Below are 26600 nucleotides of genomic sequence, written 5' to 3'. Positions count from 1 at the left end.
CGATGTCGCGCACGCGCGAGTGGCGGAATAGGTAGACGCGCTGGCTTCAGGTGCCAGTGCCTTCACGGGCGTGGGGGTTCAAGTCCCCCCTCGCGCACAGATGAGAAAGGCCCCCGGGTTCATCCCGGGGGCCTTTCTCATCTCTGCGGGAGCGGGAGGGCTTGGGACCCATTCTGGGTTGGGTCCACGCCGCCCGAGGCTCCGCGCGCCGCGAAGCGGCGTGTGGAGAGGCGGTGGGGAAAGTCCCCCCTCGCGCACACAACGAAGAAGGGTCCCGGGTTTTCCCGGGGCCCTTCTTCGTTGTCTGGTCAGGGGCGGCCGCGGCCGGGGCAGCACCCGAATCGGACACGGCGAACAGAATCGGATGCCACGCCCTCTGGCATCCGATTCCGTTGCGCTCGTCCGAATCTGCCGGGGGCGCCGCTCGGGTCAGGAAGGTTTCGCGGTCAGCCGCGCCTGCATCCACACCACCAGGAGTACCACCGCGGCACCGGCCGCTGCGAGGAGCACCGGGAGAGCGATCTCGTCCGAGGGTGCGAGGGCCTGCCCGGCGTCGTCCTGCCAGGGCCAGAGCGCGCGGAGGGAGCCCAGCATCAGCCCCGTCATGAGGGCGAGCATGCCCGCGTGGAACCGCGCCAGGAGAAGGCGCAGAACGTTGACGAAGAGGCTGAGCCCGACGACCGCGCCGACGGCGAAGGCCAGGATGTAGGGCATGTCGCGCTCGTTCAGGGCGACCAGCGTCGTCTCGTAGAGGCCGAAGACGAGGAGCAGGAACGCTCCCGAGAGCCCCGGCAGCACGAGGGCGCAGACGGCGACCGAAGCCGCCAGCGCGACGACGATGAGCGGCGGGTTCTCGACGGCACCGGAGGGCAGGCCGGTGAGGACGAATGCAGCTACGGCGGCGAGGAGCGTCAGCAGGCCAAGCCGCCACGTCCACTCGCGGCCCAGCAGGCGGACGGGAATGAGCAGGGATGCCGCGATCATGCCGCCGAAGACCGCGCGCGTCTCGGTCGGGTACTCCTGCACCAGCGGAGCGAGGATGCGCGCACCCAGCACGACCGCGAGCACCATGCCGACGAGCACGGGGGCCACCACACGCCAACGGACGGCCCGGAAATGGCGGGCGCTGCGCGCCAATCCACGTCCGCGCACGACGTCGGTCACCGCGACCGTGCCGCGCACGATATGGCTCGCCGCATCGATCAGCGTCGCGTACACCCCCACGATCAGCGCGACGGTTCCGCCGCTGACCCCCGGGATGACTTCCACCGCCCCGATCAGGGCGCCGCGGACCACATCGAGAGCGGGGCGGAGAGGTGAGCGTCGGTCGGCAAGGGTGTCGGCCATTCGTTCCACGCTAGGTGAGGGTCACCCGGTCGCCAAACCGCTCCCGTCCCACGCGCGCCGGCCCGCACGAGGTTTCGCGGTTTACTGGGCGGATGCCGAAGACCCGACGCACCGGCCTGATCGTGACGCTCGTGTTCGGCGGCGCTCTCGCCGTCCTGGTGGTGTGGCCGCAGCTCGTCGGTGCGCAGCGGCTTCAGGGGGTGGCGCTGCTGATCCCGTTCCGCGGCATCCTGGCTCTCGGATTCGCCGCGCTCGCCGTCGTCGCGGGGCTGGTCGCGGTGCTCCGGCGGCGGTGGGGCGTGGCGGCGGGGCTGGCGATCGTGCTCGCCGCGGCGTCTCTCGGCAACGCGGGCGTGCTCGTCGCGCGCGGTGGGGGCGGGGCGGCTGCTGACGGCGAGCTCGTCGCCGTGGCCTGGAACACGTACGGGGGCGGGGCGTCGCCCGAGAGCATCGCCCGACTCGTCCGCGAGACCGGGGCGGACGTCGTGAGCCTTCCCGAGACCGACGCGGACGCGGCAGCGGAGGTCGTCGGCATCCTGTCCCGCGAGGGCATCCGCATGACTCCTTCGACGTTGCAGGCCGCTCCCGGGGACGATCCCGTCCCCACGACGCTTCTCGTCGCGGATTCGATGGGACCGTACGTCCTGGATCTCGCGGCCGGGTCGACGCCCGGGGTTCCCAGCGGTGTCTTCCGACCCGCTCAGGGAGACGGGCCGACGCTCGTCGCCGCGCACCCGTTGCCCCCGTTGCCGCTCATCATGACCGATTGGACCGAGGGGATGGACTGGGTGGCGGCCCAGTGCGCGAGCCCCGACGTCATCCTCGCGGGCGACCTCAACTCGACGCTCGATCACCTCGCGGGTCTCGGGCGGAACGGCGGCACGGTGGGGGAGTGCCGGGATGCCGCCGCGGAGGCGGGAGCGGCCGCGGTGGGCACGTGGCCGGTGCGCCTGCCCACGGGACTTGCGGCACCCATCGACCACGTGCTCGTCGGGTCGGCGTGGGAGGTGCGCGGCTTCGAGGTCAGAACCGACTTCGACGACGCGGGCAGTGACCACCGACCGATCGTCGCGACCCTCTCGCGGCGCTGACCTTTACGCGGCCGCTCGCGCGCGCCTAGGTTGGGCGCATGTCGGAGAAGCGCAGAGAAGAAGAGGCCTACGCCCTCGCCGCCCAGCAGGCCGCCGCAGCAGAGGAGGACAGCGCCACGGACGACACGTCGGTCGACGCCGACGAGACGCTCGAAGAGAGCGAAGAACCGAACTAAGCCGACTCGACGCGGCGGTTGTGAACCGCCAGGGCGACGAAGTACGGGACGAGCAGGAACACCACGGCCACCGAACCCGCCAGGAACGGCACGAGCCAGGACGGCCCGTCGAGCCGCCCCCAGGGTGCGAGCCCGACGCCGAGGGTCAAGGTGGCCGCTCCGAACGCGCGCGCAGCGATGGCCCTGCCCGGGGCCTTCGGCGGGTTCCGCCACACCGGGACGCGCTCGCCGCGGTAGGCGCGGACGGTCAGAGCGATCGACCACCACCACAGCGCCCCGCCGGCGATGATCAGCACCACACTCGGAACGATCCCGCCCCACGTCACGTCGTTCATGTCGAGGTCACTCCAGAGTCGGGGGAAGGACGTAGACGATGTCGTCCCCGTCGCGCGAGTCCTCCACGAAGCCCAGCCCGGCGAGCACGGCGTGCGAGGGGTCGTCGTCGGCGGCGAGGCAGGCGTAGAGGGGGCGTTCGGGTTCGAGGACCGTGAGCAGGCGGAGGGCTTCGGTGGCCACACCCTCGACGGCATCGGGAGTCACAGCGAGGAGGATCTCGCGGTCGTCGTCGACATCGAGCGTGGCGGCGAGGCCGACGATGGCGCCGTCGGCGACCACCGCGCGGGCGGCCACGCGATCCTCGGCGACCCAGGCGTCGAAGGCCTCGCGGTTCTCGATCGTGGCGCGCGGCCACGAGGAGGCACTGTCGCGGACGGCGGCGAAGGCGGCATCCCGATCGTCGTCGGTCAGCTCGCGCAGGTCGATGTGGGCCATGGCGCCACGCTACCGGGGGCACCGTGCGGGGCGCTCGACGCTTGCGCGCTCAGGCGAAGCCGTGCAGAGCGAGGAAGGTCCACGTCGCGCCGTTCGCGTCGCGCGCGGCAAGCTGCGTGCGCAGATGCGCGAACAGCGTGGCTCTGGTGTCGCCCGTGATGCTCTCCCACCCCTCGAGGTTTCGCCGCAGGACGAGGTCGGTCTGCTCCAGCGTCCTCTGGAAGGGGATGTTGTGCGAAGCCGCGACCATGAGGGCATACAGGTCCAGGACAGCGGCCACGTACGTCTTCGAGGAGTCGGCGTCGCGCATCGCGTCGATGAGGGTGAGGGCGGTCTCGATCTCCTCGGGGGTGCAGCGCGGCAGCGCGACGCGCATCGCCGACGCGATGTTGTGCGCGGCGTACTCGCGCATGTCGGTGCGGGCGCGGTCGGTGAGCGCGGCGACGCGCGTATAACGGTTCGCGGCGACCTCGACGAGACCGATGCGTTGGAGCTTCTGCAGCGCTTCGCGGACGGGCGTTCGTGAGATGCCCATGTACGCGGCCAGCTCCACGTCACGGAGACGGTCTCCGGGGCGGAGGCGGCCGTCGACGATGGCCTCGCCGAGGGCCGCGTAGGCCTCATCGACGAGGGCCAACCGAGACCGTGGAGCGCTCATCACGCGGAGTCTACGTCGCGCAAATATCACAGTCTCGGACTTTGCGTTACGTATTCACAGCTTTCATGTCGCGCGGAGGCCTTCTGCGGCTGTAATGTCATCACCGTCACGCCTCGCGTGACATATCCGGGGGGATCCGTCGACGCCCGGGCTTCGAGCTCTGCTCAGCCCGGGCGTCGTATGGGCTTCGGCCCCGTTTCGGCATGCAACGTTTGTGTCACGGGTTCGTGCACCGTTTCGACGCGGACGCTACTTTTGGGGCAAGTCCGGCGCGCTCGGTGCCGGCTCAAGCGGAAAACGGCATGTCGATGAGCACGCAGGGCACGGTCAAATGGTTCAACGCGGAGAAGGGCTTCGGCTTCATCGCGCCCGATGACGGCGGGCAGGACGTCTTCGCGCACTACAGCGCGATCCAGTCGGGCGGTTACCGCTCTCTCGAAGAGAACCAGCGCGTCGAGTTCGAGATCGCGCAGGGCCCCAAGGGCCTGCAGGCGGAAGACATCCGCCCCCTCTGATCCCTCGACCCCGGCGACCCCGGGGTCGATTCGGTCGGGCGCGGCGGCATCCCCGTGTCCGGCCGATCAGCCTGTCCGACCGATTAGCGTTCGTGGCGCATGAGGTCGAGGCCGGCCGCGGCGAACTGCCTGATCGTCGCGTGCGGCAGGAACGCCCGCGTGAGGGCGGTGCCGATTCGCGTGAGGTCGGCCTCGTCGCGGTAGAGCAGGTACATGGTCTCGTAGCGCGGTTGGAACTTCTGCTTGAACCGGTGCAGGGACGCGAAGCCGTAGACGGGCTCGAGCATCGTGGCCATGCGCTGCTGCAGGTCGGCGATGGGGCCGGCATCGGCGGGATACTCGTGCGCGAGGGGCGCGCCCGACAGCGACATCACATCCGCGCCCTCGCTGGAGAACTGCAGCGCCGACGAACCGATCAGGTACTCCATGACGGGGCCGAAGCCTCCGTCGCGTCGGCGCATGAGATCGAGCGTCCATCCGCGCACGCGGCCCTCGCCGTACACCGGCAGCCACGACAGGAAGCCGTCGACGTCACCGGCGGGCGAGATCGCGAGCGCCACCCGCACCTCGGGATCGCTCGCCTCGTGGAGCGTGCCGAGGGTGAATCCCATCTCGGGGAGGCCCTTCTCGCCGACCCAGCTGTCGGAGATCGCCCGCAGTTGCTGTCGGATGCCCCAGGTCTCGTCGGCGAGGCGGGAAAGCCGGAAGGTCATGCCCTCGCGCTCGCCTCGGTTCAGCGAAGTGCGGACGGCTCCCCAGGCCTTGCCGGCGAACTTCAGGCCCGGAAGGTCGACGATCGTGTCATCGGCCACGACGATGCTGCGCCAGTCTTCGGGCACTGCCGCGCGCGACTCTTCTCCGGCGCTGAAGAAGCAGGGGGCGAGGCCGGCGCTCTCGGCTCGGTCGATGAACGCGCGCACGGCCCGCGGACGATCGCCCGCGGGGCCGAGGGCGTCGCCGAGCGCGAGAGCGACGCCGGTTCGGCGCTGGAACGCCACGATGCCGCGGCCGAACCGCGCGTATGACATGCCCTCCCACGTCGCCATCCATGACAGGGTGCCCCCGCCGGATCTGTGCAGCTCGTCTTTGACGTCGGCGACCGTGGGGGCGGGCGTCTCGCCCAGCGCCGCCTTCGGCCGCGCGCGGAACGCGGCGCGCACGAGCACGAGGTAGATGAGCACGATGGTCCACAGCAGCGACGAGGCGAGGGTGAACGTGAGGTCGACGCCGAAGACGGCCTCGACGCCGGTGGCCCCGGTGAAGAGCACCAGCGCGGCCAGCAGAACAACCAGCGCTGCGTTGAGGGCCGCATAGGCGATGAGCACGATCCACGCCCACGGACGGCCGCGCCGGATGCCGGTCGCGACGACGAGCACCAGCAGCGTGTTCCCCGCGACGTCGACCCACGATCCCGAGACGGGCTCGGACGTCCCGAAGGGGCCGGTGGTGGGGCTGAAGAACGTCAGGATCTCGATCGCACCGAGGGCGCAGACGACCACGAAGGCGATGAGCCGTTGCTCGCGCACCGACACCCGCTGCGGGCGCAGCGAACGGTCGACGATCAGCACGAAGACCACCGCGAAGGCATGCTCGAGATCGGGGAGCGTGCCCCAGTAGATCAGCGTCACGGAGAGCCCGGCCACCAGCACGGTCCATGCGCGCAGGCGCCAGGGGGAGGGCAGGAGCGAGACCGCGGCGGCGATGGTCGCGACGACGCCGCCCGAGGGGCCCACATCGAGCACGGCCGCCTGCTGCTGAGCCCACGGCCAGGGGAGGAGTGCCGCCGCCCAGAGGAAGAGCGCGGATGCCAGGACCGAGACGAGCTGGCCCGCGGCGAAGTACCCCGCGGCGACCCGCGAGCCGCGGCGGTACTCGACGTACCCCATGCCCACGAGGCCCAGGAGGATCGGGGCGTACACCCACGGCGCGTCGAGGAAGAACGTGCCGGTGACCGGAGTCCACCACCTGCCTTCTTGAAGGGCTGGGAGACCGTACGCCACGGACGGGAACAGGTCGGAGGTGGAGAACGGATGCCACAGCCCCGCTCCCACGACGCCGACGACGAGCAGAATCCCGGCGAGCACGAGCGTCGCGGGAACCCGACGCATGAGCTGGAGCGTGCGGCGTGCCGTGGTGTTCTCCCCCATGTCGCTCACGATAGGGCACCGGAGGTGCGCCCTGTCAGCGCGCGGCGGCCGCCTGCCAGGCCTTTCGGGCGTTGGCGAGGGCAACACCCGCGTCGGTCGCGGCGCGGGCGGCCGCGAGCTCGCGTCGGGCGCGGTCGCGTCGCAGGCGCGCATCGATCGTGCGGTCGTCCCGCGCCTCTGCGGCCGCGAGAGCCGCTCGCGCGCACGCGAGCGTCCCCGGGAGCGCGGCGCGCGCGGCCTCGAGTCGCCGTCGCGGGCCGGGAGCCTCGCCGAGCAGCTCGTCTCGGAGCTCGCGGACGCGGGCGACGGTCTCGATCGCGGCGCGCGGCCGCTTCCGGGCATCGACCGCCGCGGCATCGAGGTCGTTCGTCGCTTCGCGCAGTCGCGCGGCGGCGTCGGGCGCGCACTCGTCGGGACGGGTTCCGGCAATGTCGATGGCGGCCGCGAGCTCCTCGCGCGCGGCGGCGAGCTCGGCGTCGGCGTTGTCGGCGGCCTGGAGGGCGATGCGGTGGGCGTCTTCGACGGCTTTCAGGTGTCGAGCGGTCCGGCGCGTGGCATCCGTCGCCTCGTGGACCAGGCGATCGATCTCGCCGCCGTCCGTGGCCGCGTCGGCGGCGGCGAGCGTCTCGTCCGCGTGGGCCAGAGCGGCGGCGGCGGCATCGGCGGCCTCGGCCGCGTCGTGCCAGTCGCTCTCGTCGAATCGCTCGCGCAAGCTCGCGATCAGCGGCGCGGGATCGCCGGCGGTGCGGACGACGTCATCGCGTCGCGCTCGCGCGGCCCTCACACGGTCGGACGGGGCTCCGTGCGTGTGTGCCCACTCGACGAGCTCGGCGCGCGTGCGGGCGACCTTCTCGAACTGCGCCTCGAGCTGAACGCGCAGGGCCTCGGCCTCGATCCGGCGCTGAGCGGGGATCGCCGACGAAGTCTCGAGGGCGGCGACCTCGACGAAACCGCGGTCGCGCGCGCGGAGGGCGGCCGCGCGACCGCGTCGCAGAGAGCTCGTCGAGTCGCCGTCGACCACGGCGTCGGCGGCCTCGAAGGCGACGTCGAGTTCGGTGGCCGCGTCGTCCAGACGGAGGAGGGCGTCGGCCGCGGCGAGGCGCGCCGCGTCGGCGGCGGCTCGCATACGAGGGGAGCGGCGTCGGGTGCGGACGACCATCACGACGACGGAGGTCACGAGGAGCGCCCCGACGATGGCCAGCGCGGTCGGAACCGCCCAGGCGACATCAGACACGGGTGACGGTCCCGCTGTCGCTCTCGGCATCGAGCTCGTCGTCGTGGACGAGGAGCAGCGCACGCAGCTGGTCGATGTCGTCGACCGCGGCCTGGGCGCCGTCGGCCTCATAGGGCCAGCTGAAGCCCCAGCGGACGAAGATCACCGGCACGCCGGCATCCGCCCCGCCCTCGACGTCGTGATGCCGGTCGCCGATCAGGACCGGACGCGAGGTGTCGACGCCGTTCGCCTCGAGACGGCGGAGTGCTTCGCGCACGATGTCGGACTTCGCGCTCAGACTGCGCTCGTCGAGCGACGCGCCGACGATCGCCTCGAGGTCGGGGGCGAGGCCGAAGTGGTCCATCAGCGCGACGACCTGGACCTCGGGCTTCGAGCTCGCGGTCGACTGCGGGACGCCCGCGGCGTGGAGATCGTGCACGAGGTCGGCGACGCCGGGGTAGAGGCGCGCGCTGACAGTGTATCCCTCGCTCTTGTTGAGGCCGCGGTAGAAGGCGACGGCCTCGGTCGACTGCTCCGGCGTCATTCCGACGTTCACCTGGAACGACTCGAACATCGGCGGACCGATCCACCGCGACAGCTCGTCGCGGGTCGGGGGCGTGCGCCCGAAGTGCTCGAGCGTGATGGTCAGTCGGCGGAGGATCCCCTCGGACGCGTCGACGAGAGTGCCGTCGACGTCCCACAGGACACACGAGAATGGGGAACGCACAGGCATATGTCCACGCTACCGGCGCGATCGGACGCGAGCGTCAGGGCGCGGCGGTCACCTCTCGACGGTCACCACGGGGCGATTGCTCCCGTGGCGACCGCGGAGGCGCGTGGGGACGCCGGTCGCATCGTGAGGTCGACACCCGCCGTGGAGATACCCGCCGTGACCTTGACGCCCGACCGGCAGACCTCGGCGAACGGCGTCGGCGATTCGACCGGGCGCACGCAGACGGTGTACGTGCCGGGAGCGGCTTCGATTGCGTAGGCGCCGGGGGATCCGGCGTCCGACCGCCCGGTCGTGACGGTGCGCCCGGCCTCGTCCTTCACCGTGACGGTGGCGAACGCCCACGTCGTGGCACCCTTCGCGGGCGCGGCGGCCACGCGACCACTGATGATGCCCGCACGCGTGAGCTTGGTGGTCGGAGCGGTCACCGTGGCACCGACGGCCACCTTGATGACGGCGGCGTCCTCACGCGTGCGACCGCTCGGGGCCCACCCCGGCGCATACGACGATGCGGAGTCCGTGTCGGCTCGCGTGAACTGCACGCGGTACGAGCCCGCGGGGAGATCGTCGAAGCGATACGAGCCGGTCTCGTCCGTCCACCGTTCGGTCATCGGCCAGGTCTCGCCCTCCCGCCACAGCGCGACCGCGATCCCGCTCGTGGCGTCGGCCACCTTCCCCTTGATGACTCCCAGCCGCGGCGTCGTGAAGGTCAACGCCTGGGTGCCCGCTTTCGCGGTGAAGGTTCGTGTCGAGAGGGCCGTGCCGCTGAGGGTCCGCACGTCGATGCGATACGACGTGCCGGCGCGCAGGGTGGACGGGAACGAGAACGCGCCGAGGGAGTCCGTCCGGGCCATCACCGTGCTCGCGCGGCCCTGCAGGGCGGAGACACGGTCGAGAGGGGTGAGCTGCACGGTCGCCGAGCCGACCGGCGTCCGGTCGGTGGCATCCAGGACCTTCCCGGTGACCGAGGCGTCGCCCAAGGTGAGAGCGAACGAGGCGGTCGATGTCTCACCCGCGCGCACGGTGATCTTCTTCGCCGTCGTGTTCGACGCGCCGCCGTACCAGGTGTCGACGACGCCGGGAGAGGTGGAGGACGCGAAGACGCGGTAGGTGCCGACCGGGACGGCGAAGGTGCCGGTCACCGAGTTCGAGCCCGTGCTGCTGCGAGAGGGGTCGTACACGCGTCCGCTGGAACTCACGACGACGATGCGGGCGTAATACGACGCGCCCGTCGCGGTAACGGTGAGCGTTCCCGCGGTGCCCCGCGGTGTGGCATCGAAGATTCCGAGGTCGACGACCTTGCCGCCGGTCACGGTGAACCGCGTGGCCGCGTCGGCGGTGACGGCGCCGCCGAGGTAGACCCCGTCGACGGATGCCGTGTACGTCCCCGGCGCGAGAGCCTCGAGTCGCACGGATGAACCTGCCGTTCCGCCTGCGTTCGCCGCGTACTGCGCGGATCCGTCGGCCCAGCGGTAGAGCTGCAGGCTCCGGTACGTGGAGGATCCCGTTCCGGCGGGGAGGACGGCGGTGACGGTTCCGCCCGAGAGCGCGGACAGGTTCTTCGTCAGCGCGGTCGTGGCCACGGTGAACGCGGCGGCGGTCCGGGGGTCGGTGCCTCCGCCCGACCACGTCTCGGCGAGCCCGCTTCCCGCAGCGGGCGTGAACTGAGCGATGTAGGAGCCTGCGATCACTCCCCGTAGGCGGTAACGGCCGTCGGTCCCCACCGTCGCGGGCGTCGCGGGTCCTCCCTGGGAGGAGGTGAGCCGAACCGTTCCCCCGGACACCGGTGTGCCCGTCGCCCTTACCGTGACGATACCCGAGACGGTGACGCCGGGGACCTTGACGTCGATCTTCGCGGTCTTGGCGACCGTGACGAAGGTCGCGCCGGCGAGGATGTCGGTCGAACCCGCGTAGACGGTCCCGCCGCCCGCGCTCACGCCGGCCGTGACGTCGCCCGAGATGCCCACCACGGTGTAGGCCCCCGTCGCGTCGGTCGTCGCCGACCCGACACGCGCGGCGGTCCGCGAGTACAGGGTCACGGATGTCGCGGCCACCGGGGATCCGTCGGCGTAACGCACGGTGCCCGAGACGGTGGTGCCGACAGCGAGGGTCATGTCCGCTGTCACGTCGCGCCGGGAGCCGGAGTCGATCGTGACGGAGTTCGCCGTGGCCAACGAGGCCTTGTCGTTGTAATACTCGGGCAGCAGATCGCCCGCCGCGGGCTTCGCGTGCAGCGTGTACGTGCCGGGCGACAGCTTCGGGAATGAGTACGTGCCGGTCGAGGTCGTCGTCGCCTGACGCGACCACTGCCACGATCCGTCGTCGCCGCGGCGGTACACCTCGACGGACACTCCGGCGACGGCCGCACCTCCGGTTCGCGTGATCGTGCCGGAGATCGAGCTCGAGCGCGCGAGTGTCGCGTCGATGCCCGACTGATCCTGCCCGCCGGCGAGCGTCACGGACTGAGCGCTCGCGAAGTCGGGCTTGTCGTTCCACCATTCGTCGAGCACGGGCGCGTCCCACGAACTGAACTTGATCTTGTACGACCCGGCGGCGAGGCCGGTCACGACGTACCGTCCGTCGGATTCAAGGCGTCCCTGGAACGAGGTTCCCCACTCGTTCGAGGCGGGGACCGCGGAGACGGAGATCTGATCTGCCCGTACCCCCGCGGGCAGGGTGACGGTGCCGGAGATCGAAGCCGACTTGCGCAGGGTGGCGTTGATGCCGGTGACGTTCCGAGAGCCCAGCACGATCGCTGTGGCCGAGTCGAAGTCGGGCTTGTCCTTCCACCACTGGTCGAGGGCATTGAGTCTGGCCGCTGAGAAGCGCACCTTGTAGGTGCCGGGCTCCAGTCCGTTCACCACGAACGTGCCGTTCGGGGAGGCCATCGTCGTGGCCTTCGGCGACCACGGCTGATCGAGCGTGTACGCCGACACCGAGACGTCCATGCCCGATCCCGTGGATCCCGCGGGGAGGGTCACGGTGCCCGAGATCGTGTACGACAGGGCGAGTGCGGCATTCACGCCCGTTCGCTTCTCACCCGCCGACACCTTCACGGGCTTCGCGGAAGCGGCATCCTTCGCGTCGTCCCACCACTCCGCAACCACCGGCGAATCGTAGGACGCGAACTTGACGATGTACGAACCGGCGGAGAGGCCGGACAGCGTGTACGCGCCGTTCTGGTCGGCGGCCACGCTGGCGACGTTGAGCCACGGCTGGGCCTGTGTCGAGGCGCTCACCCAGACGTGCCCCTGGCCGGCGGCCACTCCCTTCGGGAGGGTCACTGTTCCGGAGATCGTGGCCGAGGGCGCGAGCCTTGCGTCGATCCCCGTCCGCACCTCGCCGCTCTTGACCGTCAACGGCGTAGCCGAGGCGAAATCGGGGGCGTCGTTCCACCACTCGCTCCCGACCGGGACGTTGTACGCGGAGAATTTGACCTTGTACGTGCCAGCGGGGACGTTGGTCACGGTGTAGGAGCCGTCGCCCTCGATCAGGACGGCGCCGACGGACGAGTACTCCGACGTGGTCGGGGCGACCGTGATCATGAGGGAGCCGTGCGGCGCGGTGACGCCGTCCGGGAGGGTGATGCGGCCCGAGATCGTCGCGCCGTTCGCGAGCGAGGCGTTGACGCCGGCCCGCTTCTCGCCCGCGGCGAGGGTGACGACCGTGGCGGCGTAGTAGTCCGGCTTGTCGTTCCACCACTCCGCCACGAGCGTGCCCGAGGGGGAGAAGTTGAGCTTGTAGCCACCGGCCGACAAGCCCGTCACGCTGTAGGTCCCGTCCGTGCGGACGAAGGTCGACCCCACCAGGGTGTACCCCGTCTCGGAGAACACCTGGACGCGGATGGACGTCTGCCCGAGGGACGTTCCGGAGGGCACGCTGACGCGGCCCGAGATGCTGGCCGTATCGGTGTCGGGGGCGGGAACGGCGGGGGTCTTCGTCGGGGACGCCGACGGGCGGGGCGTGGGCGTCGCCGTCCGGCCGGGCGTGGGCGAGGCGGTGGGCTTGGGGGTGGTGGTCGGCTCCGACGTCGCGGTCGGCGTGGGCGTCGGCGTCGGCGTCGCGGAGCGGGCGGGCGTCGGAGTCGCGGAGGGCGTCCGGGTCGGTGTTGCGCTGATGGTGGCACTCGGCGTCGCGGGAGTGGGGGAAGCGGACCGTGTCGGCGACGGGGTGGCGACCGCGGCCATTCCTCCCGGCGCGTCGGGCGCCTCGGCGTACGCCGCGGGTGCGACGAGCGACGAGCCCACGAGAGTGAGCCCGACCACGGCCGTGATCCAGGCACGCAGCAATGACCGCGCAGGTGCGCGCATAGTTCCCCCCCCGGGCGGCCTCACGGCCGGCAGCGCGGGTTTCGGGTCCCGCGGTTCAGCGCGGAAGCGCCTCCCGCTGGGTCAGTCCTATCGCAACCTGGGAGTTGGCTGCAAGCTCGCGGTCGGGGCGAGGCTCAGAACAGGCGCGGAGCCCCCGAGTCGATGCCCTTCATCTCGTCGTAGTCGAGGGTGAGACACCGGATGCCGCGGTCTGTCGCGAGCACGCGGGCCTGGGGCTTGATCTCTTGTGCGGCATAGACACCCGTCACGGGGGCGAGCCGGGGATCGCGGTTCAGCAGCTCGAGGTAGCGCGTGAGCTGCTCGACGCCGTCGATGTCGCCGCGACGCTTCACCTCGATCGCGACCGTGCCGCCGTTGTCGTCGCGCAGCAGGAGGTCGACCGGACCGATCGCGGTGGGGTACTCGCGTCGCACCAGGGTCAGCCCCTCGCCGACGACGGAGACCTGCTCGGCGAGGAGGCGCTGCAGGTCGGCCTCCACCCCGTCCTTGATGAGACCGGGGTCGACGCCGAGGTCGTGAGCGGTGTCGTGGATGATCTCGTGGATGCGCACGAGCAGAGCGTCGCCGGTCTTCGCGTGGGTCACGCGCCAGCGCTCGACGACGCCGTCTTCGACATCGACGTCATCGGGCTGCTCGACGACGAGGCTGCAGGGCGGGCTCATCCAGTTGAGCGGCTTGTAGGAGCCGCCGTCGGAGTGCACGAGCAGCGACCCGTCGCCCTTGTGCACGAGCAGACGAGTGGCGAGGGGAAGATGCGCGTTGAGGCGGCCGGTGTAGTCGACGGAGCAACGGGCGATGACGAGACGCACCTGACGAGCCTAATCGCGCTCGCCACGCGGCACGTCGCTGACTCCCCACTTCGGATCGGAGGCGAACTCTTCGATCAGGGGGAGATGCAGGGCCCGGCCGATGTCTGCGGGTGACGGCGTCACACCGCTTTCCCATGCCAACATGTACCGCCCGCCGTCCAGCTCGAGCGCGCCCAGGTCTTTCAGGGTTTTCAGATCACGGGCCGCATAGCGCTTGAGGTAGGAGTCCGTACCCCTGGTCGGATCCGTGAGGAGCTTCTTTCCGGTGAAGACACTCGGCGCGAGTGACGTGCCGATCACCCGCGTCACGATCGCCCCCCATTCGCGGGTGAAGTCGACGACGGTGTGGATGCCGCGGTCTCGGGCGAACCGGACGGCGAGGGCGTGCAGAGTGTGGTGCTTACTCAGGACGCGTCCTTCGACGAGGAACGTGCGACGATCGCCCGCGAGGGTCTTCTGCTCGACCTTCTGCTCGAAGAGCACCTGGGCCTCGGCGGACTCTGCGGGTATGCGGCGTGCAACGTCAGCGACAGCGGCGCGTACGAGCTCTTGCACGTCGCTGGGTAGTGGCCAACGGTCGTCGAACTGCTCGTATCGATGCGTGGCGCGACGGTGCAGTTGCACGAGGAACTCGCGCGAGGCGGGGCGCATCTCGGCAAGGTTCATGGCCTCGTACACCTCAGCCCTTGTGAGCGACTCGTGGATCGCGAAGGCCTCGTGGAGTTCAGCGATCTCGCGTTCTCTCTCGCTGGCCGCCGTGAGGCGTTCCTGCGCCTCCACAGCTCGTTTCTCGTTCGCGCGCGCAAGTTCATCGAGCTCGGCCTCTCTCGCTCGCGCCCCTCGTTGGATACCGTTCTTGATCATCCAGGCGATGGGTGCAAGGACCACAGTGACGAAGAGTCCGCCGAGGTCGAAGGAGAAGAACTCCACTGATCTGCCCACGCCTTCCGAGCGGGCGGCACCGGTGATTCCGATATCCGCTCGACGCTCTGGTGCCCAGGCTATTCGGACACGACGGCTCCTCTCGGTAGAGGGGCTTTGCAGGGCGAGTCAGGACGGCCCGCTCGGTATTCAAGCAACCGGGCTTGCTGCCGCACCGATCTGCGGCGCGCCGCATCGAGGTCCAGAACACCCGGGCACTTTCTCGCGACGTATTCGGGTGTCCCGGACGTCGAGCCCGGAGGGGGTAGCCGGCTCGATGTCAGCGGCGCGCGTCCTCTCGTTTCGTCGCGTCAACGGGGAGCGGTTTGGCCGCCCCCGAGAAGAGCCCGGATGCCACGATCAGCCCGACCACGATGAACAGCGTCGGAAGCAGCCCGATGTGGTCGCCGATCCAGCCGAGGATCGGGGGACCGCAGAGGAAGGCGACGTAGCCGATCGTGGCCGCGGCGGCGACGCGGGAGGCCGCCTTCGCGGGGTCGTCGGCGGCGGCGGACATGCCGATCGGGAAACCGAGCGACGCACCGAGGCCCCACAGGGCGGCGCCGATGAAGACCAGCGGCCCGAACGGCGCGACGATGAACAGCAGGAGCCCGGCGGCGGCGGTCGCTGCGAGCACGCGCAGCACCACCACGCGGCCGAGGCGATCGACGACGGGACCACCGGCGATCCGTCCGACCGTCATCGCGACCGAGAAGACGGCGAGGACGGCGGGACCGGCCTCTTCGGGAGCGCCGTGACCGAAGACGACGGCCGAGGGAAGCCAATCGTTCGCGCTTCCCTCGGCGAAAGCCATGCCGAGCATGATGACGCCGAGTGTGTAGGTGCGCGGCTCCTTCCACGCCTGGAGAGAGGTGCTGAGGCGCTCGCGCCAGTGCGCGCGCTCCTCGGCGGCAGGGGCGTCCATCGCCACCTCGCGGCGCGGGACGTTGGCGATCGAGACGAACGCGACCACGAGGATCACCACCGCCATCGCCACGCAGTGCGCCAAGACCGAGATGCCCATGCTCACCGCGACGAATCCGAGCCCGGCGCCGATGACGGTGCCGAAGCTGAAGAAGGCGTGCAGCAGCGGCATGATCGTGCGGCCGGTGGCCTTCTCGAGCGCGGCGCCTTCGACGTTCATCATTACGTCGACCGCTCCGTTGCCGAACCCGAACAGCGCCAGTCCCACCAGGGCGACCCCGAACACCTGCAGGGCGTCGGCGCCGAACCCGATGATCGCGAGCCCCACTCCGACGAGGACGAGAGCGGTGAGCATGCCGGTGCGGGCGCCGAGACGCGCGAGGACGGCGGGGGCGACCGAGAGGCCGATGATGGATGCCACGCCCATGCCGAGCAGGAGCAGGCCTACGCCGGAGTTCTCGATGTCGAGGGACGCGCGGATCGCGGGGACGCGAGACGCCCACGTCGAGATGCTCAATCCGCTCGCCAGGAAGATCGCGCAGATCGCGATGTGCCAGCGCACGAGCCGGGAGCGGGTGAGGGTCGTGTCCATGCGATCACTGTACCGAATCGATTCGACGTGAATCGAATCGATTCGGAAAGAGGGCGTGTCGCGGGTACGATCGGCCCGTGAGCACGCGACGGGCGACCATCAGCGACGTCGCCCGCGCGGCGGGTGTCTCGGCGTCGACCGCCTCGGTGGTCTTCAGTGGCAAGACGCCGACGTCGGAGTCGACACGAGCCCGCGTTCTCGCGGCGGCTGCCGAGCTCGGCTACACCGGTCCCGACCCCCGTGCCGCCTCGCTGCGTCGCGGACGATCGGGCATCGTCGGAGTGGTCTTCGACGAGCACCTCGGCACGGCGTTCCTCGACCCGGTCACGACGCACATGATGGACGGGCTCGCCGACGGCGTGTCCCGTCTCGGCGCGGCCCTGCTCCTGCTCCGCGACGACGGCGAGACGGTGAGCGAACCCTCGCTGCACACGGCTCCGATCGACGCCGCCGTGCTGATCGGGTGCAGCCCGCGGATGCGGGACTCTCTCGAGATCGTCCGCGCCCGTGGCATCCCCGTCGTCGTCATCGAGGGCGACGCGGGCGAGGGTGTTCCGCGCGTGCTGCTCGACAACGTCGAGGCGCAACGCGAGGCCGCCCGCCACCTTGCTCATCTCGGACACCGCGACGTGGTCATCGTGACCCTGCCGACGGATGCCGCGCGTCGCCGTGGATGGATCGCCGACGACGCGGAGGTCCGCGTCGACGTGACGGCGGATCGGCTCGCCGGGGCGCGGGAGATCTTCCCCGGGGCGCGGGCGCTCGCCGCGGCGGGGAGCTCGATCGACGAGGGCATGATCGCGGGTCGGACGATCTTCGCCGACCCCGGTTCCCGCCCGACCGCGGTGATCGCGCAGAGCGACCTGCTCGCCGCAGGGATCATCCGCGCGGCCGAAGAGGCGGGACTCCGCGTGCCACACGACATCAGCGTCACCGGGTTTGACGGCGTCGTGGTCGACGGTCTCGCTCCGCACGTGCTGACGACGCTCGTCCAGCCCGCCACCGCGAAAGGACGGGCCGCGGGTGAGGCCGTCGCGGCGATGCTGCAGGACGAACCCCCGTCGGGACTCGATCTCGCGTGCACCTTCCGCGCGGGCACGACGACTGCTCCGCCGCGTACCACATGATCCCGCCGGTGCCGGGACTCTCATGCTTCGCATAGAATAGAAGCGACACCCCGAGAGCCGAGGCCCAGAGCCCGTCGACCCCGAGGAGGCCCACCTTGTTGGTACTCCTCAGCGCGTTCGCTCTCGTCCCCCTGATTCTCCCGTGGCTCGTCGGCCGCATCGGAGCACGGGCGTTCTATGTCGCGGCACTGCTTCCCGCCGTCGCTTTCGTGCAGGCGGTCTTCGCCGCTCCTGCCGCCTTCTCCGCAAACATTCCCTTCGAGGAATACCGCTGGATTCCCGCCATCGACGTCTCGCTCTCGATGCGGATGGACGTCCTGAGCTGGCTTCTCACCCTCGTGGTGACGGGTGTCGGAGCCCTGGTGATGCTCTACTGCCGCTGGTACTTCCGCGGCAAAACCACCGGCGTCGGGCAGTTCTCGGCGGTCCTCCTCGCCTTCGCCGGCGCGATGTACGGTCTCGTGCTCACCGACGACATCGTCGTGCTGATCATGCTGTGGGAGGTCACGAGCGTGCTGTCGTACCTGCTGATCGGCTACTACCACGGACGCGCGGCAAGCCGCCGTGCCGCACTGCAAGCCTTGCTCGTGACGACGCTCGGCGGCCTGGTCATGCTGATCGGCGTCGTCCTGGTCGTGGTGCAGTCGGGCACCTCGAGCCTGTCGACGATCCTCGCCGACCCGCCCACCGGCACCGTCGTCGACATCGCCGTGCTGCTGCTGCTCGTCGGGGCGCTGAGCAAGTCCGCGATCTTCCCCTTCCACTTCTGGCTCCCCGGCGCGATGGCGGCACCCACGCCCGTGAGTGCGTACCTCCACGCCGCCGCCATGGTCAAAGCCGGCATCTACCTGATCGCGCGCCTGTCGCCGGCCTTCGCCGAGACGCCGTTCTGGCGTCCCACCCTCATCACGCTCGGCGTCTTCACGATGCTGCTCGGCGGCTTCCAGGCGCTGCGCGAACGGGATCTCAAGCGCATCCTCGCCTTCGGCACGGTGAGCCAGCTCGGCTTCCTGACCGTCATGCTCGGGTACGGAACGAGGGATGCCGCTCTCGCCGGTGTCGCGCTCCTGCTCAGCCACGCGCTGTTCAAGTCGTGCCTCTTCCTCGTCGTCGGCGTCATCGACCGCCAGCTCTCCACCCGTGACATCGGCGAACTGTCCGGCCTCGGACGACAGGCGCCGGTCATGGCGACCGCCTCGTTCATCGCGATCGCGTCGATGGCCGGTGTTGCCCCGACCCTCGGCTTCGTCGCGAAAGAGACCGCGCTCACCGCGCTGCTGCACGAGGCCGAGGCCGGAGCGGGCTGGGGCGTCGTCGCCCTGGCCGGCATCGTCGTGGGATCGGCCCTGACGGCGGCCTATGGCATCCGATTCCTGTGGGGCGCGTACTGGACCAAGCGCGATGTCGAGAAGACGGACTGGCCCGACCCCCCGATGGGCTTCCTCGCCGCACCCGTCCTGCTGGCCGCGGCGTCGCTGACGCTGGGGTTCCTCGCACCGATCGTCGACCACTGGCTCGCGCCGTACGCCGACGGGCTCCCCGAGGCGACACCGGGTATCGCCGCGCCCGACTATCCGTACCACCTCGCGCTCTGGCACGGACTCGAGCCCGCTCTGTTCATCTCGCTCGGCACGCTCGCCCTGGGTGCGGCGGTGTTCTGGGTCGTACGAAAGACCCAGCTCCACAAGCGTCGCCGGGTGCTGCCGTTCACCGCCAACGACGCGTACAACGTCGTGCTGCGTGCGATCGACCGCTCGTCCGAGTGGGTGACCGCGCGGTTCCAGCGCGGCTCGCTGCCCTTCTACGTCGGGACGATCTTCGTCGTCCTCGTCGTCGCCGAGGGAACGGCGCTGCTCGCGTCGAAGGAGTGGCGCGCCCAGCTCGACGCGTGGCAGTCGCCCGCGCAGCTCATCTCCGCTCCGCTCATGATCGCCGCCGGCATCCTCGCCGTGCGGGCACGGAAGCGGTACACGGGTGTGGCGCTGGTCTCGGTGACGGGGCTCGGCATGGTCGTGCTCTTCGCGACGAGCGGCGCGCCCGACCTCGCCCTCACCCAGGTGCTCATCGAGACCGTGACGCTCGTCGTGTTCGCTCTCGTCCTCCGCCGCCTGCCGGCGCGGATGGGCGAACAGAACGCCTCGGTCGCCCCGATCGCCCGTGCCATCCTCGGCGTCGGCGTGGGTCTGACCATGGCCCTCGTCGCGATCGTCGCGACCGGAGCGCGGCAAGACCTCCCCATCTCGCTCGAATGGCCCCCGCTGGCGTACGAGATCGGTCACGGACGCAATGTCGTCAACGTCGCCCTCGTCGACCTGCGCGGCTGGGACACGATGGGCGAGCTGTCGGTGCTGGTCCTCGCGGCCACGGGCGTGGCATCCCTCGTCTTCATCACCGACCGCAGTGACAACCTCGCGCGCCGGTCGGGCACCGCGCGCGCCCGCGTCGGCCTCGGTCGCCGCCGCCCGCTCGTCGAGACCGGCGAGGGCGTCCGAGCGCAGCGCGTCGGTGAGACCGGCGCTCCGCGGGCGTGGCTGGTCTCGGGCGCCAAGGTGCAGCCCGAGAACAGGTCGATCCTGCTCGAGATCATCGTCCGGGTGCTCTTCCACTCGATCATGATCGTGTCGCTCTATCTGCTGTTCGCCGGACACAACCTGCCCGGAGGCGGCTTCGCGGGTGGCCTCGTGGCGGGGATGGGCCTGGTCATGCGCTACATCGCGGGCGGGCGCTGGGAGCTCGGTGCGGCGGCTCCCACCGACGCCGGCCGACTCCTCGGCGCGGGGATGGCGATCGCGGTGCTGTGCGCCGTCGTGCCCCTCTTCTTCGGCTATGCGCCGCTGCAGAGCTTCACGTTCGAAGGAGAGCTGCCGCTCATCGGGCACTGGGAGTTCGTCACCAGCACGATCTTCGACGTCGGCGTCTACCTCGTCGTGATCGGCCTCGTCCTCGATGTCCTGCGGAGCCTCGGCGCCGAAGTGGACCGTCAGTCGCAGCACCCCGAAGACGCGGAGGTGGTCACCCCGTGAGCATCTCGCTGGTCCTGGTCATCATCATGGCCGTGCTCTTCGCGTGCGGCGTGTACGCGATGCTGGAGCGCAGTCTCACCCGCGTCCTCATCGGATTCCTCCTGCTCGGCAACGCCGCCAACCTGCTGCTGCTGATCGTGATGGGTGTTCCGGGGAAGGCACCGTTCTACGACGGCGGAGAGACCGATTCCGCGGAGATGTCCGACGCCCTCCCGCAGGCTCTGACGCTCACCGCCATCGTGATCACGTTCGCGATCTCCGCGTTCCTGCTCGCGCTCATCTACCGTTCGTGGCAGCTGGGCCAGGCGGACACCGTGATCGACGATGCCGACGACGTCGCACTCCGCACGCGCGCCGCCGACGAGCCCGACGACGCGATGGACGAAGAATCCCGCTCCGACGACGAGGACGTCACCACTGACTTCGTCGGCGACGTCGCCTCGCCGATCCGCGTCCTGCACCAGGGCGATCTGTCGCAGCTCGTCGACGACGCCCCGGTCGATCGGGTGGCCGTGCGCCGCACCGACGACGACACCCGCGATACCCAGGATGGTGATCGCCCGTGAGCGCCCTCGTTCCCCTGCTCGTCGCCATCCCGCTCATCGGCGCTGCGATCAACCTCGTCTTCGGCCGTCGCAAGAAGACGCAGATCGCCGTGTCGGTCGCCTCGCTCTCGGCCGTGCTCGTGCTCGGGGCGATCCTGCTGGTCGAGGTCGACGCGCACGGTCCTCTCGCCGTCGCGATCGCGGGGTGGGACATCCCGTTCGGCATCGTGCTGTACGTCGATGTGCTCGCAGCCCTCCTCGTGGTCGTCACGAGCATCGTGCTCCTCGCGGTCCTGCTCTTCTCGATCGGCCAGGGCGCGGCCGACAACGACGAGGACACGCCGGTCTCGATCTTCTATCCCGCGTACCTGATCCTCGGCGCGGGCATCTTCAATGCCTTCATCGCGGGCGACCTGTTCAACCTCTACGTCGGTTTCGAGATCCTCCTCGTCGCCTCGTACGTGCTCATCACGCTCGGCGGCACCGAGTCGCGCATCCGCACGGGCGTCGTCTACATCGTCGTCTCGCTGGTGTCGTCGATCCTCTTCCTCGCCGCGATCGGCATGGTCTACGGCGCGCTGGGCACCGTGAACATGGTGCAGATCAGCGAGCGCATGGCACTCCTGCCGCAGGACACGCAGACGATCCTGCACCTGATGCTGCTTCTCGCCTTCGCGATCAAGGCGGCGGTGTTCCCGCTGTCGTTCTGGCTCCCCGACTCGTACCCGACGGCTCCCGCGCCCGTCACGGCCGTGTTCGCCGGCCTGCTCACGAAGGTCGGTGTCTACGCGATCATCCGTACCGAGACGCAGCTGTTCGTCGACAACGACCTGAACTTCCTTCTGATGATGGTGGCGCTGTCGACGATGATCGTCGGCATCCTGGGCGCGGTCGCGCAGGCCGAGCTCAAGCGCATCCTGTCGTTCACGCTCGTCAGCCACATCGGCTACATGATCTTCGGGCTGGCGATCAACACGCCTCTCGCGGTGGGCGCGACGATCTACTACATCGTCCACCACATCATCGTGCAGACGACTCTGTTCCTCGCCGTCGGCCTCATCGAGCGCCGCGCGGGCAGTACGTCGATCCTCAAGGTGAAGGGACTCATGCGGGCGGCCCCGGTGCTCGCGGTGCTGTACTTCATCCCGGCGATCAATCTCGGCGGCCTCCCGCCGTTCTCGGGCTTCATCGGCAAGTACGCCCTCTTCGATGCCGCCGCGCAGGTGGGCACGCCCGTGATGATGGTGCTGATCGTCGGCGGCATCGTCACCTCGATCCTCACCCTCTACGCCCTCATGCGCGCGTGGAACCTGTCGTTCTGGCGTGAGGACGACGACTCGACCGAGACCATGGAGCGCATCGCGTACCTCGGCAACGCGCCCGCCGCGGCGATCTCGACCGAGCGCCGCACGATCCCGAAGATCATGACCCTCGCGACAGTGGGGATGGTCGTCGTCACGGTTGCGCTCACCGTCTTCGCCGGTCCGCTGCTCGACATGTGCCTGCGCGCGGGTGTGACGATCACCGACGGTGTGAGCCTCGTGCAGCTGCAGGAGCAGGGGGGCCAGGGATGAGCCCTTCGCGTCGTTCCCAGGTGTCGTTGTTCCTGCACCAGCTGCCCTTCCTGGTCTGGCTCGTCGCCCTGTGGATGATGCTGTGGGGGCAGTTCACCTGGCTCGCCTTCGTCACCGGCCTCGTCGCCGCCATCGTCGTCACACGCGTCTTCCGCCTCCCGCCTGTCGAGCTGTCGGGCCGCATCAACCTCTGGTACGGCCTGATCTTCGTCGTCACCTTCCTCGGCGCCGTGATCCGGGGTTCGCTCATCGTCGCGTGGCAGGTGCTCGACGTCCGGCGGCAGCCGGGCGCCGCGATCATCGCGGTGCCCCTGCGCGTCGATGACGACGTGATCATGGCCCACACCGCCGTCACGGCATCCCTCATCCCGGGCTCACTCATCGTCGATGTCGACCGCGAGAACCGGACGCTGTACCTGCACACCATCGGCGTCCGCAGTGACGAGGATGCCGAGCACCAGCGCCGCGTCGTGCTCGGGTGGGAGGCCCGCATCACGCGTGCCGTCGGCTCCCGCGAAGAACTGCAGGAGCTGCGCGCGAAGATCGCCGAGTCCGAGGCCGATGCCCACCGCAGCACGGAGTCGCCGAGAGAGGGGAGGACCCCGCTGTGACCACCGCCCTCGTCGTCGTCATCCTGGTCGTTTTCGCCGCCGCGGCCGTGCTGGCGCTCATCCGCCTCGTGATCGGTCCCTCGATCCTCGACCGTGCGGTCGCCGCCGACGTGCTGTTGACCGAGGTGGTCTGCATCCTCGGTGCCGACATGGTGATCAACCACCACACGCGGTCGCTTCCGGCCATGCTCATCATCGCCGCGGTCGGCGTGTTCGGATCGATCGCGGTCGCTCGTTTCGTCGCGCGGAAGGAGAATCCGCGATGACCCTCGAGAGCGTCCTCGACACGATCGCCCTGATCCTCGTGCTGATCGGCGCGATCCTGTGCCTCACCGCGACGATCGGACTGCTGCGCTGGAAAGACGTCCCCACCCGTCTGCACGCGGCGACCAAGCCCCAGGTGCTCGGCGTGCTGCTCATCGTCGTCGCCGTCGAGCTCGCTCTGCGGTCGTGGGAGGCCCTGGCCTTCGGCATCCCGATCGTGCTCATCCAGTTCGCGACGGCGCCGCTCGCGGCGCACATGGTCGGCCGGGCCGCGTACCGCAACCGGACGACCGACGAAGAGAACCTTTACGTCGACGAGCTGAACCACGGCACGGAGTCACCGGCGTCGACGCACACCGAGTCGCGGCCCGAGAGCTGAGAGCCGCCCCACGGCGACGACAGCTCAGGACCGCCCCACGGCGATGGCGTGAGAAACGCTATCTCTGCCCAGACACGCGGCGGCACGGTGTTTCTCGGCAGGATCAGCGTTTATCAGTGGGGGCGCTCAGACGCCGGACCGGCGCACGTCCTCCTGAGCCTGGGGAGAAGGCGTGCCCTGCTCCGGATCGGGGGTCTCGGTGCGGTGGTCGAGCTCGCGCGCCTCGCGCTCCTCGCGGCGACCCTCGGCGAGGAAGGCCAGGCGATTGAGGCACTCGTGATTGCGTGCCACGAGCAGCGGCTTCCACAACACCGACGGCAGAATCGACGCGGCACCGGTCACGGGCTCCTCGGCGATCGTGACCGCGATGCCGTCTGCGTGCGGGCGCACGTCGATGCGGATCACTCCGCGGCCCAGGATGCCGGCCTCCGGACGAAGACGCAGGCGTCGGGGAGGATCCCACTCCACGAGCTCGGTCTGGTCGTGGATCATGACGGGCCACACGCCGAGCGAGTGGTGGATGCGCGAGCCCTCCTTCGGCCACTCCTCGTCGACGTCGCGCATCCGTGCCGCGCCGACGACCCACACGGGATAGAGCCAGCCGTCCGACAGCACCGCGAAGAGGTCGTCGGGCGTACAGCGCATGAGGCGGGTGTTGCGGGCGGCCATGGCATCCCTCCGGTCGGCGTGTCTCGACTCTAGAGGGCGGGTGGGGAGGGGGTCTCCGGCCTTGACGCGCGGGGCGCGGAGCGGCGCGACGGAGGGAGGGCGAGGGACGAGCGGAGGAGGGATGCCGCGTGTCGGCCCTCCGCTCGTCCCCGACCCTCAGCTCGTCACCGCCGGTGAGATCACCTGAGGCGTCAGCCGCGTGGGCGCGGTTCTCTCAGCAGCACTCCTTCGTGTGACCGCAGCCGCAGGCTGGTGCGGAGGTCGAGCACGCGGATGCCGCGGCAGGTGCGGGAACGTCGAGAGTGGGGTTCTGGTCGAAGAATCCGTGAGGCACGAGGGAGAAGCCTGTGCTGTCCACCGGCATGATGGGCCAGTCCTCCGTGCGCGGAAAGTGGGTCAACCCGAAAGTGTGCCAGAGCACGATGTCGTGCCCATCGATATCGGCATCCCGTTCGATCCACCGGTCGATTGCGCCGTACCCGTCGTTCTGGTTGACCAGTTCCCCGGAGGGGAATCGCTCGCGAGGGGAGTACCGGGTCACCCAGAGATCGTGTGTCGTGAACGCGGCGCGCCGGGCGATGGACGACCCCGCATCGGCGAGCAGACTCGGCTGGCCCTCGGGGCGCAGCGTGTACCCGACCGGCTTACCGACGATGTTCGTCACGTCGGGATTCACGACGTGCCAGACGCGACCGCGCTTGCCGTCGGCATCCCTCACCCCCTCCTTCTCGCTCCGCAGCCTGCGGGTGGAGAGCGTGAAGCCGTTACCGTGCGGGTTCTCCGCCGACACGGGCACCCGCTGCGCCTCGAGCTCGTCGACCGCGTTGCGCGTGCCGTCGAGAGTCACGTCGAGACGCGCCGAGAAGAGGTGCTGGTGGTAGGGAGCGCCGATACCCGGGGCGATCTGCGATGCCCAGGGGTAGTCGCTTCCGTCGGGCTGCGCGCCCGGGTACGCGGAAGCGAAGACGACGCCGGTGGCCTTGCATTCCAGTTCTATGCGCCCGTCGAGGTACAGGTACCAGGAGAAGCCGTAGTCGTAGTTGCCGACGGTGATGAAGAAGGAAACGACCAGCCGGCGATTGCGGCGGGTGTCGGTCGAGTGGTAGTACTCGTCGGTGTGCTTCCAGAGGATCGACGCATCCTCCTCGTGCAGGCAGATGGCGTTGCGGATGGTCTGCGCTCGCCCGTCTGTCGCCGCGATCGTCGCGTCGAAGTAGTGGATCTCACCGAGGCAGTCGCATCCCAGCGCCAGCGAGTTCGCCGACTTGCCGAGTGAATACTCGCCCGCGTCGAAGTAGTTCTGCCAGAAGCGCACCGGACTCGGATCGCCGTACGGAACCACCATCTCCGCGATCGACGCGCGGTACATGATCGATCGATGGCGCTCGCCGTCGGTGAACCCGATCTCGTGCAGCGTGAGGCCCTCGACCTGGTTGAAACCGATGCGAAAGCGCCACTTCTCCCACTCCACGACGTCGCCGTCGACGTGAAAGCTCGGGCCCTCGGGCTGTGTGATGACGATCGGCTTCTGCGTCGTCCGCGGTGCGGGGAGGCCGTCGGCGCGATGGAAGTTGTACGGAGTTCTCGGCACCTCGAACACGCGATCGTCGATGAGCTTCAGCACCTCGCCGGTCACGAGATCGACGTAGGCCACCACGCCGTCGATGGGGTGCGCCCAGGCGTTGTCGTCCTGTTCGAGCTGAAGAAAAGACAGGCAGCGGACGATACGGCGTCCGTCCTCATCGGCGAAACCGAAACGTCCCGCGGACAGTGCCGAGATGCGCACGAGCGAGACGTCATCGATCTCGCGCCGCGCCATCGCGGCCACCCACCCGTCGTGACGACGCAACAGCTCCTCGATGCGATCGAACTCTTCGAGCACGATGGGTGGTTGTCCCTCCGTGACGACGTCGACTGTCCGTCGCGAGACGATCCGCCCGGCCGTGACATCCACGACCACCTCGGTGACGGTACCGTCGCGGCGATCCATCAGCACACTGCCCACGAGACGTTCGCAGACAGTGCCGTCGAGAACGGCCGCCTTGTCGGGCTCGATGAGGTTCACGAGCATGAACGCTGTCGCTTCATGGTCGAATCCCGTGTCCAGCAGGACGGAGCGATTGATCTCGATCTCTGCCGCGCTCAGACGGTCGAGGGGGTGCGTCATGGTCAGGTTCCTGTCA

Annotated in this window: 23 protein-coding genes and 1 tRNA gene; 11 read left to right on the top strand and 13 right to left on the bottom strand. The window is 69.7% G+C overall.

All coding sequences use genetic code 11. The features are described 5' to 3' along the window. Positions 1 to 13 precede the first annotated feature (13 nt). A tRNA-Leu gene (locus AB0O24_RS07300) sits at positions 14 to 97 on the top strand. A gap of 332 nt (positions 98 to 429) precedes the next feature. On the opposite strand, the gene AB0O24_RS07295 is transcribed toward AB0O24_RS07300, so the two are convergent. Further along, on the bottom strand, positions 430 to 1347 hold the full coding sequence (locus tag AB0O24_RS07295) for a DUF368 domain-containing protein (RefSeq protein ID WP_363373678.1): 918 nt from the start codon (positions 1345 to 1347) through the stop codon (positions 430 to 432). Between the two features lie 92 nt (positions 1348 to 1439). Here AB0O24_RS07295 and AB0O24_RS07290 point away from each other — a divergent pair, with 92 nt between their 5' ends. Continuing rightward, entirely contained in the window at positions 1440 to 2438 is a 999-nt protein-coding gene (locus AB0O24_RS07290) for an endonuclease/exonuclease/phosphatase family protein (protein WP_275799617.1), read from the top strand. A gap of 38 nt (positions 2439 to 2476) precedes the next feature. Beyond that, entirely contained in the window at positions 2477 to 2614 is a 138-nt protein-coding gene (locus AB0O24_RS07285) for a hypothetical protein (RefSeq protein WP_193751243.1), read from the top strand. Here AB0O24_RS07285 and AB0O24_RS07280 read toward each other — a convergent pair. Genes AB0O24_RS07280 through AB0O24_RS07270 form a run of 3 tightly spaced genes read right to left on the bottom strand, consistent with a single transcriptional unit; the run spans position 2611 to position 4043 of the window. Continuing rightward, complete coding sequence (locus AB0O24_RS07280; protein WP_275799619.1) at positions 2611 to 2949, bottom strand: hypothetical protein; 339 nt, start codon at positions 2947 to 2949, stop codon at positions 2611 to 2613. The genes AB0O24_RS07285 and AB0O24_RS07280 overlap by 4 nt on opposite strands. 7 nt (positions 2950 to 2956) lie before the next feature. Then, positions 2957 to 3385 carry a GNAT family N-acetyltransferase gene (locus AB0O24_RS07275; protein WP_058627341.1) on the bottom strand — a complete coding sequence of 143 codons (429 nt, stop codon included), beginning with the start codon at positions 3383 to 3385 and terminating at the stop codon, positions 2957 to 2959. A gap of 49 nt (positions 3386 to 3434) precedes the next feature. Continuing rightward, positions 3435 to 4043, bottom strand: coding sequence for a GntR family transcriptional regulator (locus AB0O24_RS07270; protein WP_307383773.1), 609 nt, complete (start codon positions 4041 to 4043; stop codon positions 3435 to 3437). Between the two features lie 308 nt (positions 4044 to 4351). On the opposite strand from AB0O24_RS07270, the gene AB0O24_RS07265 reads away from it, so the two are divergent. Then, positions 4352 to 4558, top strand: a complete 207-nt coding sequence (locus tag AB0O24_RS07265) for a cold-shock protein (RefSeq protein WP_058595582.1) — start codon at positions 4352 to 4354, stop codon at positions 4556 to 4558. 83 nt (positions 4559 to 4641) lie between these two features. Here AB0O24_RS07265 and AB0O24_RS07260 read toward each other — a convergent pair whose 3' ends face one another. The 7 genes from AB0O24_RS07260 to AB0O24_RS07230 form a co-directional block, all read right to left on the bottom strand. Beyond that, positions 4642 to 6705, bottom strand: coding sequence for a DUF2156 domain-containing protein (locus AB0O24_RS07260; RefSeq protein WP_363373673.1), 2064 nt, complete (start codon positions 6703 to 6705; stop codon positions 4642 to 4644). A gap of 34 nt (positions 6706 to 6739) precedes the next feature. Further along, entirely contained in the window at positions 6740 to 7939 is a 1200-nt protein-coding gene (locus tag AB0O24_RS07255; protein WP_275799626.1) for a hypothetical protein, read from the bottom strand. Next, positions 7932 to 8651, bottom strand: a complete 720-nt coding sequence (locus tag AB0O24_RS07250; RefSeq protein WP_275799628.1) for an HAD hydrolase-like protein — start codon at positions 8649 to 8651, stop codon at positions 7932 to 7934. Before AB0O24_RS07250 ends, AB0O24_RS07255 begins: the two co-directional genes overlap by 8 nt. A 62-nt stretch (positions 8652 to 8713) precedes the next feature. Further along, positions 8714 to 12958, bottom strand: coding sequence for a carboxypeptidase regulatory-like domain-containing protein (locus AB0O24_RS07245; protein WP_363373670.1), 4245 nt, complete (start codon positions 12956 to 12958; stop codon positions 8714 to 8716). 134 nt (positions 12959 to 13092) lie between these two features. Beyond that, entirely contained in the window at positions 13093 to 13788 is a 696-nt protein-coding gene (gene nucS / locus AB0O24_RS07240; protein ID WP_363373668.1) for an endonuclease NucS, read from the bottom strand. 9 nt (positions 13789 to 13797) lie between these two features. Beyond that, complete coding sequence (locus tag AB0O24_RS07235) at positions 13798 to 14718, bottom strand: hypothetical protein (protein ID WP_363373665.1); 921 nt, start codon at positions 14716 to 14718, stop codon at positions 13798 to 13800. Between the two features lie 271 nt (positions 14719 to 14989). Continuing rightward, the gene (locus AB0O24_RS07230) at positions 14990 to 16225 is read right to left on the bottom strand and encodes an MFS transporter (protein WP_363373662.1); all 1236 of its coding nucleotides are present in this window, start codon (positions 16223 to 16225) and stop codon (positions 14990 to 14992) included. Between the two features lie 77 nt (positions 16226 to 16302). On the opposite strand from AB0O24_RS07230, the gene AB0O24_RS07225 reads away from it, so the two are divergent. The 7 genes from AB0O24_RS07225 to mnhG all read left to right on the top strand — a co-directional run bounded on the left by AB0O24_RS07225 (position 16303) and on the right by mnhG (position 23748). Beyond that, positions 16303 to 17352: a LacI family DNA-binding transcriptional regulator gene (locus AB0O24_RS07225; RefSeq protein WP_275799634.1), complete on the top strand. Its 1050-nt coding sequence runs from the start codon at positions 16303 to 16305 to the stop codon at positions 17350 to 17352. A 95-nt stretch (positions 17353 to 17447) separates the two neighbouring features. Then, the gene (locus AB0O24_RS07220; RefSeq protein ID WP_363373658.1) at positions 17448 to 20375 is read left to right on the top strand and encodes a Na+/H+ antiporter subunit A; all 2928 of its coding nucleotides are present in this window, start codon (positions 17448 to 17450) and stop codon (positions 20373 to 20375) included. Further along, positions 20372 to 20941, top strand: a complete 570-nt coding sequence (locus AB0O24_RS07215; protein ID WP_363373656.1) for a Na(+)/H(+) antiporter subunit C — start codon at positions 20372 to 20374, stop codon at positions 20939 to 20941. Before AB0O24_RS07220 ends, AB0O24_RS07215 begins: the two co-directional genes overlap by 4 nt. Beyond that, entirely contained in the window at positions 20938 to 22494 is a 1557-nt protein-coding gene (locus AB0O24_RS07210) for a Na+/H+ antiporter subunit D (RefSeq protein WP_275799640.1), read from the top strand. Before AB0O24_RS07215 ends, AB0O24_RS07210 begins: the two co-directional genes overlap by 4 nt. Further along, positions 22491 to 23105 (top strand): Na+/H+ antiporter subunit E, encoded by a 615-nt coding sequence (locus AB0O24_RS07205; RefSeq protein WP_275799642.1) that lies wholly within the window; start codon positions 22491 to 22493, stop codon positions 23103 to 23105. The genes AB0O24_RS07210 and AB0O24_RS07205 overlap by 4 nt, the downstream gene beginning before the upstream one ends. Continuing rightward, positions 23102 to 23371 carry a monovalent cation/H+ antiporter complex subunit F gene (locus tag AB0O24_RS07200; RefSeq protein ID WP_275799644.1) on the top strand — a complete coding sequence of 90 codons (270 nt, stop codon included), beginning with the start codon at positions 23102 to 23104 and terminating at the stop codon, positions 23369 to 23371. The genes AB0O24_RS07205 and AB0O24_RS07200 overlap by 4 nt, the downstream gene beginning before the upstream one ends. Beyond that, the gene (gene mnhG, locus AB0O24_RS07195; RefSeq protein WP_363373651.1) at positions 23368 to 23748 is read left to right on the top strand and encodes a monovalent cation/H(+) antiporter subunit G; all 381 of its coding nucleotides are present in this window, start codon (positions 23368 to 23370) and stop codon (positions 23746 to 23748) included. Before AB0O24_RS07200 ends, mnhG begins: the two co-directional genes overlap by 4 nt. Before the next feature lie 126 nt (positions 23749 to 23874). Here the strand turns inward: mnhG and AB0O24_RS07190 are convergent, their stop codons facing one another. Both AB0O24_RS07190 and AB0O24_RS07185 read right to left on the bottom strand, forming a co-directional pair. Then, positions 23875 to 24417, bottom strand: coding sequence for an SRPBCC family protein (locus tag AB0O24_RS07190; protein ID WP_363373648.1), 543 nt, complete (start codon positions 24415 to 24417; stop codon positions 23875 to 23877). 214 nt (positions 24418 to 24631) lie between these two features. Then, the gene (locus tag AB0O24_RS07185) at positions 24632 to 26584 is read right to left on the bottom strand and encodes a primary-amine oxidase (protein ID WP_275799650.1); all 1953 of its coding nucleotides are present in this window, start codon (positions 26582 to 26584) and stop codon (positions 24632 to 24634) included. Between the last annotated feature and the right edge of the window lie 16 nt (positions 26585 to 26600).

The organism is Microbacterium sp. NPDC086615, assembly GCF_040686055.1.
GTDB lineage: Bacteria > Actinomycetota > Actinomycetes > Actinomycetales > Microbacteriaceae > Microbacterium.
Note: the sequence above shows the minus strand (reverse complement) of the source record. Positions and strands in the feature narration are given on the sequence as shown.